The sequence below is a fragment of the Ruegeria jejuensis genome, assembly GCF_041537905.1.
Taxonomy (GTDB): domain Bacteria; phylum Pseudomonadota; class Alphaproteobacteria; order Rhodobacterales; family Rhodobacteraceae; genus Ruegeria_C.
Map to the genome: position 1 here is coordinate 201,404 of NZ_JBGRUO010000006.1, position 11,659 is coordinate 213,062.

Annotated in this window: 13 protein-coding genes and 2 pseudogenes; 11 read left to right on the top strand and 4 right to left on the bottom strand. The window is 55.5% G+C overall.

From position 1 onward, the window contains the following. Positions 1-102: 102 nt before the first annotated feature. From AB1E34_RS09770 to AB1E34_RS09800, 7 genes and pseudogenes are all read left to right on the top strand, one after another. Positions 103-597, top strand: coding sequence for a TRAP transporter small permease (locus AB1E34_RS09770; RefSeq protein ID WP_372572145.1), 495 nt, complete (start codon positions 103-105; stop codon positions 595-597). Between the two features lie 2 nt (positions 598-599). Next, a complete protein-coding gene (locus AB1E34_RS09775) occupies positions 600-1,886 on the top strand; it encodes a TRAP transporter large permease (protein WP_372572146.1) in 1,287 nt (428 codons plus the stop codon). 18 nt (positions 1,887-1,904) lie between these two features. After that, positions 1,905-2,339: a GlcG/HbpS family heme-binding protein gene (locus tag AB1E34_RS09780; protein WP_372572147.1), complete on the top strand. Its 435-nt coding sequence runs from the start codon at positions 1,905-1,907 to the stop codon at positions 2,337-2,339. Between the two features lie 9 nt (positions 2,340-2,348). Next, positions 2,349-3,230: an NAD(P)-dependent oxidoreductase gene (locus AB1E34_RS09785; RefSeq protein ID WP_372572148.1), complete on the top strand. Its 882-nt coding sequence runs from the start codon at positions 2,349-2,351 to the stop codon at positions 3,228-3,230. Between the two features lie 57 nt (positions 3,231-3,287). Continuing rightward, positions 3,288-4,031: an SDR family NAD(P)-dependent oxidoreductase gene (locus tag AB1E34_RS09790; RefSeq protein WP_372572149.1), complete on the top strand. Its 744-nt coding sequence runs from the start codon at positions 3,288-3,290 to the stop codon at positions 4,029-4,031. 17 nt (positions 4,032-4,048) lie between these two features. Beyond that, positions 4,049-4,360 (top strand): cupin domain-containing protein, encoded by a 312-nt coding sequence (locus AB1E34_RS09795; protein ID WP_372572150.1) that lies wholly within the window; start codon positions 4,049-4,051, stop codon positions 4,358-4,360. A gap of 193 nt (positions 4,361-4,553) precedes the next feature. Next, positions 4,554-5,352: pseudogene (locus AB1E34_RS09800) on the top strand (IS5 family transposase); the annotation flags it as partial. Positions 5,353-5,429: 77 nt separating this feature from the next. On the opposite strand, the pseudogene AB1E34_RS09805 reads toward AB1E34_RS09800, so the two are convergent. The 4 genes and pseudogenes from AB1E34_RS09805 to AB1E34_RS09820 all read right to left on the bottom strand — a co-directional run. Continuing rightward, positions 5,430-6,062 (bottom strand): annotated as a pseudogene (locus AB1E34_RS09805) (IS3 family transposase); the annotation flags it as partial. Further along, on the bottom strand, positions 6,035-7,342 hold the full coding sequence (locus AB1E34_RS09810) for a malonyl-CoA decarboxylase (protein WP_372572151.1): 1,308 nt from the start codon (positions 7,340-7,342) through the stop codon (positions 6,035-6,037). The pseudogene AB1E34_RS09805 and the gene AB1E34_RS09810, both read right to left, overlap by 28 nt. A gap of 1 nt (position 7,343) precedes the next feature. Beyond that, on the bottom strand, positions 7,344-8,009 hold the full coding sequence (locus tag AB1E34_RS09815; protein ID WP_372572152.1) for a GntR family transcriptional regulator: 666 nt from the start codon (positions 8,007-8,009) through the stop codon (positions 7,344-7,346). Positions 8,010-8,051: 42 nt separating this feature from the next. Beyond that, positions 8,052-8,438, bottom strand: a complete 387-nt coding sequence (locus AB1E34_RS09820; RefSeq protein WP_372572153.1) for a YciI family protein — start codon at positions 8,436-8,438, stop codon at positions 8,052-8,054. Positions 8,439-8,522: 84 nt separating this feature from the next. On the opposite strand from AB1E34_RS09820, the gene AB1E34_RS09825 reads away from it, so the two are divergent. From AB1E34_RS09825 to AB1E34_RS09840, 4 genes are read left to right on the top strand one after another with little or no spacing between them, the layout of a single operon-like run. After that, positions 8,523-9,407: a fumarylacetoacetate hydrolase family protein gene (locus tag AB1E34_RS09825; RefSeq protein WP_372572154.1), complete on the top strand. Its 885-nt coding sequence runs from the start codon at positions 8,523-8,525 to the stop codon at positions 9,405-9,407. Then, the gene (locus AB1E34_RS09830) at positions 9,404-10,069 is read left to right on the top strand and encodes a malonic semialdehyde reductase (protein ID WP_372572155.1); all 666 of its coding nucleotides are present in this window, start codon (positions 9,404-9,406) and stop codon (positions 10,067-10,069) included. Before AB1E34_RS09825 ends, AB1E34_RS09830 begins: the two co-directional genes overlap by 4 nt. 18 nt (positions 10,070-10,087) lie before the next feature. Next, positions 10,088-10,540 (top strand): OsmC family protein, encoded by a 453-nt coding sequence (locus tag AB1E34_RS09835; RefSeq protein WP_372572184.1) that lies wholly within the window; start codon positions 10,088-10,090, stop codon positions 10,538-10,540. Between the two features lie 38 nt (positions 10,541-10,578). Continuing rightward, the gene (locus AB1E34_RS09840) at positions 10,579-11,652 is read left to right on the top strand and encodes a C4-dicarboxylate TRAP transporter substrate-binding protein (RefSeq protein ID WP_372572156.1); all 1,074 of its coding nucleotides are present in this window, start codon (positions 10,579-10,581) and stop codon (positions 11,650-11,652) included. Positions 11,653-11,659: the final 7 nt, after the last annotated feature.

Here is an 11,659-nt window from a genome sequence, read left to right on the forward strand (position 1 = left end):
CAAAAAAAGCGCGTCCGGTTTCCTTCAACGAAGCCGGGCTCGTAAAACCAAAAAGGGGGCGGCATGCAAGTTTCAGGCAAGACATCAGAGCTTCTACGGAGGATGGATATCTTCCTCGATCTGCTCGCCCGCCTTTGTACCTTGTTGGCCGGCGTCGCCATCGTGATTATGACCGCCATCTTCGCGTGGCTGGTCTTTGGCCGGTACGTCCTGAATGACACGCCCACCTGGGTTGAACAGGTTTCGCTTTTGCTTGTCATGGTCATTGCCTTCTTCGGCGCAGCAGCTGGAGTGCACAACCACACCCATCTCTCTGTTGTTCTCTTCCGCAGCATGGTGCCACCGAAGGTACGAACGGTCTTTGTCTGCATCACAGATCTGCTGCTCGCCGGATTTGGCGTGATGATGTTCTGGTATGGGCTTGAATTGACCGAATTCAAATGGGGCACATTGATACCACTTATTCAATGGCCCGAGGGCCTGCGATCCCTGCCTATGACCATAAGCGGAGCATTGGTCCTTCTGTTTTCCATCGGTCATCTGATCCGCCTGTTTCTGGGCGAGGATGCGCGCCAAGACACCATAGATCAGGGTTAATCATGGGACTTGCAGTTCTTCTCGGGGCCTTTGCCCTTACCGTCATCATTGGTACTCCGGTCGCTTACGCGCTTGGGATCTCTGCCTTAGTTGCGTTTTGGTATGAAGGCTTGCCCTTGTTCGTCGGTTTTCAACGAATAGTCGCAGGAATTAACGTTTTTTCGCTTATGGCGATCCCGTTCTTCATTTTCGCGGGCGAGCTGATGTTCCACGGCGGCATAGCCGTCAGATTGGTCAGGTTCGCGCAAGCTGCTGTTGGCGCCGTGCGCGGCGGGCTTGGCATTGTGAACGTGTTTTCCTCGATGCTTTTTGGTGGGATTTCCGGCTCGGCGATCGCGGACATCTCCGCGCTTGGCTCGATTCTCATCCCCGTTATGAAGGACAAGGGATACGACGCTGACTATGCGGTGAATGTGACGGTGACATCTTCCATCGCGGGGATCATCATTCCACCCAGTCACAATATGATCATCTTTGCTCTTGCCACGGGCGGTGCGGTATCAATTTCCAAGCTGTTCTTGGCGGGTGTGATCCCTGGCATCCTGATGTGCTGTTGCCTGGCATTTGCTGCGTATGTGGTCGCCGTAAAGCGTGGTTATCAGGCTGAACGGTTTCCTGGATGGACGGCGCTGGCATACGCTTTTGTCGGCTCCATCCCCGGCCTGCTGACTGCTGTCATTATCGTCGGAGGTGTCCTGTCGGGCATCTTTACTGTGACAGAGTCCGGTGCGTTCGGGGCTATGTACGCCTTTGTTGTCACGCTGATCGTCTACCGCAGCCTGTCATGGGATGCTTTTAAGACTGCTGTAATTTCGTCCGTGCGCACAACGTCGATGGTCATGATCCTGATCGCCTGTGCCGGGGCCTTCGCCTACATGCTGACTTACAACCGCGTACCGACCAAAACGGTCGAGTTCCTTTTGGGGATAACCGAGAATCCGATCCTGATTTTGCTGATGATCAACGTCGTTCTTCTGCTGCTTGGCATGATTATGGATATGGCAGCCTTGATCCTCATCTGCACGCCGATCTTCTTACCCGTGATGAACATGCTGGGGATCGATCCGCTGCAATTCGGCATGATCCTTCTGGTGAACCTTGGTCTGGGGCTTTGCACGCCTCCGGTCGGGACCTGTCTGTTTGTAGGCTGTGCGGTTGGCCAGTTGCCGATGGAAAAAGCCATCAAAACGATCTGGCCTTTCTACCTTGCGATCTTCGCAGCGCTGATGCTGATCACCTTCGTTCCTGCCATCTCGCTCATACTTCCGACCCTCCTAATCGGCCCATAAAGCCCAAAGGACGCCGCTATGCTGAATATCAAACGATTGGACATTGAAGAGGCGCGACGGTTGATCGCGGTCGCAAGGGTCAATGCCGAGGGTATCGGCGTGCCTATGTGCATCGCTGTTACCGACGAGAGCGGTAACCTTATCGCATTCGAGCGAATGGATGGCGCTAAGATTACCAGCATCAATCTGGCGATCGACAAGGCTTATACCGCATGCGGCATTAAAAAGAGCACGCAAGCCTTGGGTGAAGTCAGTCAACCAGGAATGCCAGCGCATGGCATCGCCTCAGCCTTAGGCGGACGCATGGTGACCGTTGCCGGCGGTCTTCCTGTGCTCGCAGGTTCTGATGTCGTCGGCGGTATTGGAGTTAGCTCTGGCTCGCCTGCGCAAGATCATGACGTCGCCCAAGCTGGAGCCAGTGTCTTTTCCAATACGAAAAACCCAAACGCTTAGGAGTCACATATGTCGAACCCAAAAATCGGTTTCATTGGTCTTGGCCAAATGGGCAGCAAGATGGTTGAATGCCTCCAAAAAAATGGTTTTGATCTTGTGGTCATGGGCCGCAACAAAGCGGCGGTTGCCGAAACGGTTGCGCGGGGCGCGGTCGAGGTGAGCACCCCTGAGGAACTCGCCGCGGCCAGCGATATCGTCATGCTCTGCGTGACAACATCTGAAGTGGTCGAAAGTCTGATTTACGGCGAAAATGGTATTCTTGCCGGGATCAAAAAAGGTGCGGTGGTCATAGATTTCGGCACGTCCATTCCAGCGTCAACAAAGAAAATTGGCGCGGACCTTGCGACAAAAGGGGCCGGGATGCTCGACGCTCCGTTGGGGCGTTCACCTATGCACGCTAAGGACGGTTTGCTGAACATCATGGCAGCGGGCGATATCGAAACGTTTGAAAAGGTCAAACCTGTGCTGGATGTACAGGGCGAGAACGTTTTCCATCTTGGCGCACTCGGCGCGGGCCATACGACCAAGCTGATCAACAACTTCATGGGTATGACAACAGCGTGTACCATGAGCCAAGCATTTGCTGTTGCAAAACAAGCTGGCATCGATGGCCAGCTGCTTTTCGACATCATGTCCGCAGGCCCGTCCAATTCCCCCTTCATGCAATTTTGCAAGAATTACGCCGTAGATGGTGTAAGCGATCTTGGGTTTTCGATCAGCAATGCCAACAAGGATATCGCTTACTTCGTTCAGATGATCAGTGACATTGGAACGCGCTCCGAAATCGCCGAAGGCACTTCCGCAAATCTTCAAAAGGCGCTTGATGCCGGGTTGGGTGATGGCAACGTGCCCGAAATTTTCGACATGTTTGTCAAACGCGGCGCAGCCTAAGCAAGTGCCTGCTGGAGCATTACAACTTTCAAAGCAGTGCAACGATGAGGGATGGCCATGAAACTCGCTGGAAAATCTGCAATTGTAACTGGAGCCGGCCGCGACATCGGTGCAGTTACCGCTCTCAAACTAGCTTCCGAGGGCGCAAACGTCGCAATCAACTATTTTGCCAGCAGCGCAGGCGCTGAGGACGTTGTGGCCAGGATCAAAGCAAATGGCGGGACCGCATTTGCTTTTCAGGGAGACCTGACTCAGAAAAGCGACGTTGACGCACTGGTGGCGCGGGTGCTCGCGGAATTCGGCAGTATTGACGTCTTGGTCAACAATGCGGGCGGCTTGGTTGCCCGCAAAACCGTCGCAGAGTCCTCACTCAAACATTGGCAATACGTGATGGATTTGAACCTAACCAGCAACTTCATGATGACGAACGCCTGTCTGGCTCACATGAAAAGCGGTACAATCGTCAACTTGGCAAGCCAAGCCGCCCGCGATGGAGGCGGTCCCGGCTCAGTTCCCTATGCGACCTCAAAGGGCGCGATCATGACGCTGACGCGGGGTTTGGCCAAAGAGCTGGGCCCGGATATACGGGTCAATGGGCTGTGCCCTGGCATGATCGACACTGATTTTCATAACATTCACACACCGGACGCAGGACGCCGCGGCTTTGAAGCCGCTGCGCCAATGAAACGTCAAGGCACTGTTGAGGATGTCGCAAACCTTGTCCTATTCCTCGCCTGCGACGACAGTGCGTTCATTACAGGAGCTAATGTCGATCTGAATGGTGGAATGCTTTTCTCATAATGTAGCGGAGGTACACCTTGCCTGGATTTCCAGTTGTCTCGACAGGAGAGAATGTCACACGGCAAGTTCTTTCTGATCATCCTAATCTCATGGTTGTTGCCTTTCGGTTCAGCAAAGCAGGTGCGATAGGCGCGTTGCACAGGCATCCGCATGTCCAGTCAACATATGTCGAAAGTGGCCGGTTCCGGTTCACTTTGGGCGAAAGTACGCGGGAGTTCGGGCCAGGAGACAGTTTTGTCATTCCTTCAGGTCAGACCCACGGATGTGTTTGTCTGGAACCAGGAAAGCTCGTGGATAGCTTCACTCCGCGGCGTGACGATTTTTTGTAGAACCCATGCGTATCTTGGCAATCGGTGAGTGCATGGCGGAACCTGCTCCCTTGGGCGCTCCAGGGGAGTTCCAGATCGGGTACGCGGGTGATACGTTCAACACGGCTTGGTATTTGGCGAAAATATCGGCGTTGTTGCACAACTCTGCTTGTTGACGATTCACAATGTGAATCCATGCGGTTAGACGAGCCGCATGCCGAAGCCCTCACCCGCCCGCTATCGCACGACGAACTGGTCCAGCTACAACGCCGCGCTGAGGAAGCGCGGTCCTTACTGGTCTGGCTGGACAAGGGGATGACCTGGTTCGCGCCGCATGAAGGTCGCCCGGGGCGTCCGCCTGTGTTCTCCGATACCGCGATCCAGTTCTGCCTGTCGATCAAGGTGCTGTTCAAGCTTCCGTTGCGACAGACCACAGGCATGGTGGCCAGCCTGCTGCGGATGGCGGGACTGGACTGGCCCGTGCCCGACTATTCGACCCTGTGCCGCAAGCAGAAAACACTGGCCGTCCAGATCCACTACCGCTGCGCCGATGGCCCGCTCAACCTTCTGGTCCCCTCTCGGGACATTGCTGCGCAATGCCCTGCCGGGCAGCGGACACCACCGGCATCAAGTTCCTCGGGGACGGGGAATGGCAGGCCCGCAAACATGGCGTCCAGGGTCGCCGCCAATGGCGCAAGGTGCATCTGGCAATGGATACGGGCACCGGTGACATCCGAGCCGTGGAATTCGCTGCGAGCCGCGATGGCGACAGCCCGATGCTGCCGGAACTGCTCGGCCAGATTCCCGAGAAAGAGCAAATCGGCACCGTGACCGCCCGCCTCGGCGATGCGGGCATCGCCTGCCGGGCAATGGATGGCGCCTACGACACCCGCCACTGTCACACCGCCATCATCAAGCGCGAGGCCACCGCGATCATTCCAATCCGAAAGAACGGGCGGCCGTGGAAAGAGGACTGTCCCGCCGCAAGGGCACGGAACGAAATCCTCCGCGCACACGACGCTATGGCAGGTGACCTGAGCCCCAAGTTTCCTCCACCTGTCGGAGAGTCCTTGGGGTTTGGTTGATGTCCTTACGCGGCCAGTTTGTCCATGTTCGTTTTCTCAGCAAATTCTCTCGGCGTCAGATTTCCGAGCGCCGAATGTGGTCTGTTTGTATTGTAATCCTCCTGCCATGCTTCCAGCGTTTCACGGGCCTCGGCCAGTGAGCTGAAGAGCGTTTCGTTGAGGCATTCATCGCGTAGCTTGCCGTTGAAGCTTTCGATGAATGCGTTCTGGGTTGGTTTTCCCGGCGCGATGTAATGCCAGTCGATCCCGGTGTCCTGAACCCATCGCAGGATAGCCATGCTGGTGAATTCGGTGCCGTTGTCCGAGACGATAGTGCCGGGCCTGCCCCGATCTGCGATGATCCGATCCAGCTCGCGCGTGACACGCAGGCCGGACAGGGATGTGTCGGCGACCAGGGCCAGGTTCTCGCGGGTATGGTCATCCACAACCGCCAGGATGCGGAACCTTCGCCCATCGGTGAAGGCATCTGATACGAAGTCCAGCGACCAGCGCTGGTTCGGGCCATCCGGCACCACCATCGGCTTCCTTGTGCCCAGAGCACGCTTCCTGCCGCCCCTGCGGCGCTCCTGGAGCCTCTCCTCGCGGTAGATGCGTCTGAGTTTCTTGTGGTTCACCTCGAAGCCCTCGCGCCGCACCATCGCGTGACCGCAAGCGCTGTGGTTGAGGCCGCGCGAACAGAACGCGAGGCTTGGATCGTGGCACGTGTCGCGAATTCTTCGTGGTGACGTTCTGTTTTGTTCAAATCGTAAAGATAATTGACCATCGCGCCTGCGGACTGGGCGCGTCCGTTTGGCGACAGATCTGCTCCAGCATGCAATTCATGAAGCTCGGCACCATTGCCTAGATGAAAGCGGGCCACAGGGTCCAGTGGCATCCCATCTTCGCGCTTGGCGAGCATCAAGTATCGGGCAGCCATCGCGCGCGTGTCCTGCGACGTGGCTGTTTCTGCCAGCACGGCCTCGGCGGCATGGCCGTGCTCAGGATGCTCTGTTTCGTCGGCCAGCCAACGGTTCAGTCCTGGTATCGGCGACAAGGTCACAAATGTACCAAGTTGTTGAAGCTCTCGCGAAAGCTCGGTCACAACCTGCTTTATTAGCAGATTTCCAAAGCTGATGCCCGCCAAACCCTTTTGGCAGTTTGAAATGGAATAGAACGCCGCAATTTTTGCCTGCTCGGCTTCGATCGGTTCTCGAACCTCGGAAAGAAGCGTGTCAATCGCATCCGGGATTTCAGCGGTCAGAGCGACTTCGACAAATATCAGTGGCTCATCTGGCATCGCAGGGTGGAAGAACGCAAAACAACGACGATCTGGCGGGTAGAGCCGTCGCCGCAAGTCGTCCAGATCGTTGATCTGATGGACCGCCTCGTAGGCAACGATCTTGTCCAGAACGCGGGCTGGGGTATCCCAACTGATTTGTTTGAGGACAAGAAACCCCCGATTGAACCAGCTTCGCAGCAAATGGGCGAAATCAATATCTGTTCGCTTGAGCTCGGGGTTGGATTTGAGAAAGCGCAACAGGTCAACGCGCATTGCTACGAGTTCTTGTGTTGCGCCCGATGGTTGGTTCAATCGGCGCAACAACTCTTGCCGTCTGGGTTCCGCGACTTCGCTAAGTTTTTGATACAAAAAGACACTTCTGTCCTTGGCATAGAGGCTTGCCACTTCAGCAAGCTGATCCGCGTCCAGCTCAAGTTGGTCATTCAGATAGGCAAAAAACCCTAATTTCTCGGAATCGTTCAAAGTCTGGTAGCGATCAAGAATCGTAGAAGCGAGGGAATAGCCCGATACTTCGCCTTCGGCAGACAACAAGGCCTCACAAAGCTCTAGAATGGATCGTTTGTCATCGTTGCCGCGCCTTTTGCCGGGACGGTCGAACAGCTGATTCAGCAGATCGCCCAGAAACCAGTTCCGCTGCATCTCAGGACTCCATCTGACTGCTCAGGTACTCACCCGTTCGGCGGTAGTGGTTGAGCAAGTGCTGGGTTGCGCTGTCCGCGTCGTGGTCGAGAGCGGCATCTAGAATTTGCTGGTGTTCGGCAGCGATATCGCGCTTTTTGTAACTTGGCCCTCCCGCTGCCAGATATCGGTAGCGAATGTTGAGGTCATAAAGCTGCGAGCAATACCGTAACAGCAGCGGGAGTTTTGCGTTTTCCAATAGAGCCATATGAAACGCTTTGTGTGCGTCTTCAAAGTCGGGCGCACTTTTTAGACTGGCCTTTTTCATATGGTGATGGCGTAGGACTAGCCTGTCCTCCCAAGCTCGGTCTGCATTGGCGATGGAAGCGCGCAGCGCTGTTTCTTCGAGGTTGCATCGCAGCAACAGGATTTCCTCGAAGTTGCATTTGCTGACCGGCGCTGCCCGAAATCCGCGCTGATCGATCCTCTCGACCAGCATGTCGGAGGTCAGGAGGCTAAGCGCCTCGCGAACCGGGCTTGCGCCAGTATCCAGCAGACCACGGAGTTGTTCGATCTTGAGCTTCTGTCCGGGAGGCAGCTCGCCGGTCAGGATCATATCGCGCAGCCGTCGATACGCACCATGAGTGGCTGATGTCTCTTTGCCCTCGGTATCAAGCATGACGTCCATATCCGACTGTTCCTCTTTGAATGCGCAATCTTCGAAGTGCTTTTAACTGAGGGCGCTCGTTCCGGTCGATAGGCCGACTGAGAGGTTCAGCGAGCCTTCGTTGATCATCCAGCGGCGAAGAACAAAGCTGCGCGCCCCGCTTTTATGCATCGGATCGTCCTCGGCCAGCATTCGAGCGGCCTCAAGGCTGTCGGCGCGATAGATGATCAGGCCCATTCCTTGCATATGCTCGCCAGTCTCGTCCGACATTGGCCCGGCAAAAGCCAGCTGACCTGAGCGTTCAAGGTGCGCCTGATATGCCAGGTGATCGGGAAGTGACGCTTTCACATCTTCGGGCGCTTTGGCTGGTGTGCTGAGCGCCGCGTATAGCTCCAAAGCCAGCGCGCCACGGCTCTTTGCTTCTGATTTGTAGTCCGCCCAAGCAACCATCAGCGCCCTCCAAAAATATCGATATTATTTGACATATTGCAAAATAGTCGGCAAAAATCAAGCGAACTGATATGGATGGTGAAAATGAAATACCTGGTGGGAGAGACTTCGGAAGGCACTGCGGTTTTTGCCGTGAGCAGCGAAAACGCAGTAAATTTAACGGCTTTGGACTCTGGTGTCGGCACAGATCTGATGGGGCTGATTGCCAATCCGGGTTTGAGCGACTCACTGGCCGACAAAATCTCGGCAGCGGTGTCTGTGCCAGTCTCGACTATCACCCCGGCTTTGCCGGTGGCCGCCCCCGGCACCATTATTTGCATGGGATTGAACTATACCGACCATATCAAAGAAGGTGGATACGACATTCCCGAGTACCCCACGCTGTTCATGCGTGGAAAGAACTCGATCATGGCGGCTGGCAAACCCATGGTGCGACCGGCGGCTTCCCAGCATTTCGATTATGAAGCGGAATTGATGCTGATCGTTGGGAAGCGCGGTCGCCATATCTCGGAGGCGGGCGCGTTGGACCATGTGTTTGGGTATACCGTTTTCAACGATGGGTCGGTGCGGGACTATCAGCGAAAAACGGTACAATGGACGCCGGGCAAGAACTTTGACGACACCGGAGCAATTGGTCCTTTCACGGTTACTCCGGATGAGTTGCCCGAGGGCGCTTCGGGCCTGAAGATCGAAAGCCGCGTTGGCGATGAAATCCTGCAAAGTTCAAACACCGCCAACATGATCTGGGGTGTTCGTCAGGTGATTGCGACAATTTCAGAATTTATGACGCTTGAGCCGGGCGATCTGATTGCATTGGGAACACCGCCGGGTGTGGGTCACGCAAAGAAACCCGACCCACGATGGTTGAAACCGGGCGAGATCGTTGAGGTCGAAATCGAAGGTATCGGCATCTGCGCCAGCCCGATTTTCGACGAAAAAGATACCAGATCGAAGGTGGCTGCAGAATGAGTGCACCAACCGGGGCAGAGCTGGAGACACTTCGCGCCAAGGCTCAGCAAGATCATCGTGATCTGCGCCAGCGCATTCCACGTCTGTCGGATGACGCGATCGCCCTAATCCTGCGCGATTCCCGGTCTCACTACACGTGGACAGACCAACCGGTCCCCGACGAGTTGCTTGAAGAGATCTACGACATCACCATCAACGGCGCGACCAGCATGAACACGCTGCCTGCGCGGTTCATTTTTGTCAAAAGCGCCGAGGGCAAAGTGCGGCTGGCCAAGTCTTTGAAACCAAAGAACGTGCCAAAGATGATGGATGCGCCGGTCACAGCGATCATTGCCTATGACATGGACTTCTGGAAGGAATTGCCCTTTCTTTTCCCGCATGAAGATCGTCGGCCGTTGTTTGACAACAATCCCGACTATGTGTCCAATACAGCGTTTCGCAATGGTACGCTTCAGGGTGCCTATTTTATGATCGCCGCCCGGGCCGTTGGGTTGGACGTTGGTGCCATGTCGGGATTTTCGAACAAGATCGTCGACGAGGAATTCTTCGCGGGTACGACGCTCAAATCGAACTTTCTTTGCAATCTGGGATACGCCGATGAAACGGGTTTGTTCCACAAACTGCCGCGATTTCCGTTCGACAGGGTTTGCTCTTATGCATGAGGAGGTGATGCCGTGGCGATGAAAGTGAAGCCTGTCGTGACGTATCGCACGACAGCTCAATGCCCGACGCACGCGCGTACTGAGATACCCATTCGCGATCTGGATGTGGTTGTCGACGAGCCTGTCGAACGGGGCGGAACAAATCTTGGCCCGTCTCCAACCGAAACCGCAATGGCGGCCCTGATCGCCTGTACGAACGTCATCGGTCACAAGAATGCGCACCGATTGGGAATTGATCTTGGGACGGTGACAATCGACGCGAAATGCAGGCTGGATCGGCGCGGTGTCCTGATGGAAGAGGAGATCGATGTTCCGTTTCCCGAAATTGAACTCACTGTGAATTGTGAGACGCCGAGCAGTCAGGAGCAGCTGACATGTGTGGGCAACGAAACAGCCAAGTATTGCGCCATCGCAAAACTGTTCGAAGCGGCAGGCACCGACCTGACCGTCAACTGGGTCAAAGCAAACTAGTGGAAATTGAAAGACCCATCTTTCTGGGAGGAGAGACGATGAAAAAATGGACCAAGCGCAGTCTGCTGGGTGTTGCCGTGGCAAGCACTATGGCACTGTCAGTCGCAGCAGAAGAGACCATTTCAGCTGTCGTAATTGATGGTTACCCGGACCGGGCCTTGTGGGTGAAAGAATTCACAAACTTCTTTATTCCCGAAGTGGATAAGCGGTTGGCCGAGTCCGGCAACTACAAGATGAACTGGCAGGAGAACTATGGCGGTTCAATCGTAAAACCCAAAGGTGTTCTGGAAGGCGTACAGCTGGGTTTGGGGGACATTGGCATCGTCACAACCATCTTCCATTCATCCAAGCTGCCCAGTCAGGGGATCTCGGGCTCGACACCATTCGTCGCGTCGGATGCCCGTGCAGTGGCCAAGGCGGTTGACGAGATCGCGCGAGAATACCCGGCTATGCAGAATGAGTTCGCTGCGCAAAATCAGGTCTATCTGGCGACTGGCGTTGTGCTCGACACATATCAGATGTTCTGCTCAGAGCCGGTCGAGAAAGTTGCAGACCTTGAAGGACGCAAGATCGCGGGTGCCGGCCTGAACCTGCGCTATCTTGAGGGTATCAAGGATGCGGCGGGCGTTCGCGGTGGCCTCACTGATTTCTACAACATGGTTCAAACCGGCCTTGTCGATTGTGTGATGATTTGGCCGGAAGCTTCCAAGACGTTCAAAATCGTAGAAGTTGCCCCTTACATGTTGAAGGCAGACCTTGGCGCGGTGAATACAAAAACAGTCACAGTCAACGCCGATTACTGGGCAAATCTGCCTGACGAGGTCAAAGACGTACTCCAGGCTGTGGCTATCGACTACCGTGACCACGTGGCAGGCATTGCAATGGATCGAGCCGCTGCGTCACGAGATGCCTTTGTGGAAGCTGGCGGATCGATCATTGAAATCTCGGACGAAGACCGCGCTGCGTGGGCAAATGCGATGCCCAATGTTGCGCAGGAATGGGCTGCAACGCTGAATGAGAACGGCGAGCAGGGCACGGATATGCTGGCCGCTTATCTCGGCAAGCTTCAGGATGCCGGTTTCACTGGTGTGCGCGACTGGACGGCCGAATAATCGCTCG

What these genes read in the sequence shown, in the direction of transcription:
- AB1E34_RS09770 (WP_372572145.1), top strand. Translation starts at nt 103, where the DNA reads ATGGATATCTTCCTCGATCTGCTCGCCCGCCTTTGTACCTTGTTGGCC.
- AB1E34_RS09775 (WP_372572146.1), top strand. Translation starts at nt 600, where the DNA reads ATGGGACTTGCAGTTCTTCTCGGGGCCTTTGCCCTTACCGTCATCATT.
- AB1E34_RS09780 (WP_372572147.1), top strand. Translation starts at nt 1,905, where the DNA reads ATGCTGAATATCAAACGATTGGACATTGAAGAGGCGCGACGGTTGATC.
- AB1E34_RS09785 (WP_372572148.1), top strand. Translation starts at nt 2,349, where the DNA reads ATGTCGAACCCAAAAATCGGTTTCATTGGTCTTGGCCAAATGGGCAGC.
- AB1E34_RS09790 (WP_372572149.1), top strand. Translation starts at nt 3,288, where the DNA reads ATGAAACTCGCTGGAAAATCTGCAATTGTAACTGGAGCCGGCCGCGAC.
- AB1E34_RS09810 (WP_372572151.1), bottom strand. Translation starts at nt 7,342, where the DNA reads ATGCAGCGGAACTGGTTTCTGGGCGATCTGCTGAATCAGCTGTTCGAC.
- AB1E34_RS09815 (WP_372572152.1), bottom strand. Translation starts at nt 8,009, where the DNA reads ATGGACGTCATGCTTGATACCGAGGGCAAAGAGACATCAGCCACTCAT.
- AB1E34_RS09820 (WP_372572153.1), bottom strand. Translation starts at nt 8,438, where the DNA reads ATGGTTGCTTGGGCGGACTACAAATCAGAAGCAAAGAGCCGTGGCGCG.
- AB1E34_RS09825 (WP_372572154.1), top strand. Translation starts at nt 8,523, where the DNA reads ATGAAATACCTGGTGGGAGAGACTTCGGAAGGCACTGCGGTTTTTGCC.
- AB1E34_RS09830 (WP_372572155.1), top strand. Translation starts at nt 9,404, where the DNA reads ATGAGTGCACCAACCGGGGCAGAGCTGGAGACACTTCGCGCCAAGGCT.
- AB1E34_RS09835 (WP_372572184.1), top strand. Translation starts at nt 10,088, where the DNA reads ATGAAAGTGAAGCCTGTCGTGACGTATCGCACGACAGCTCAATGCCCG.
- AB1E34_RS09840 (WP_372572156.1), top strand. Translation starts at nt 10,579, where the DNA reads ATGAAAAAATGGACCAAGCGCAGTCTGCTGGGTGTTGCCGTGGCAAGC.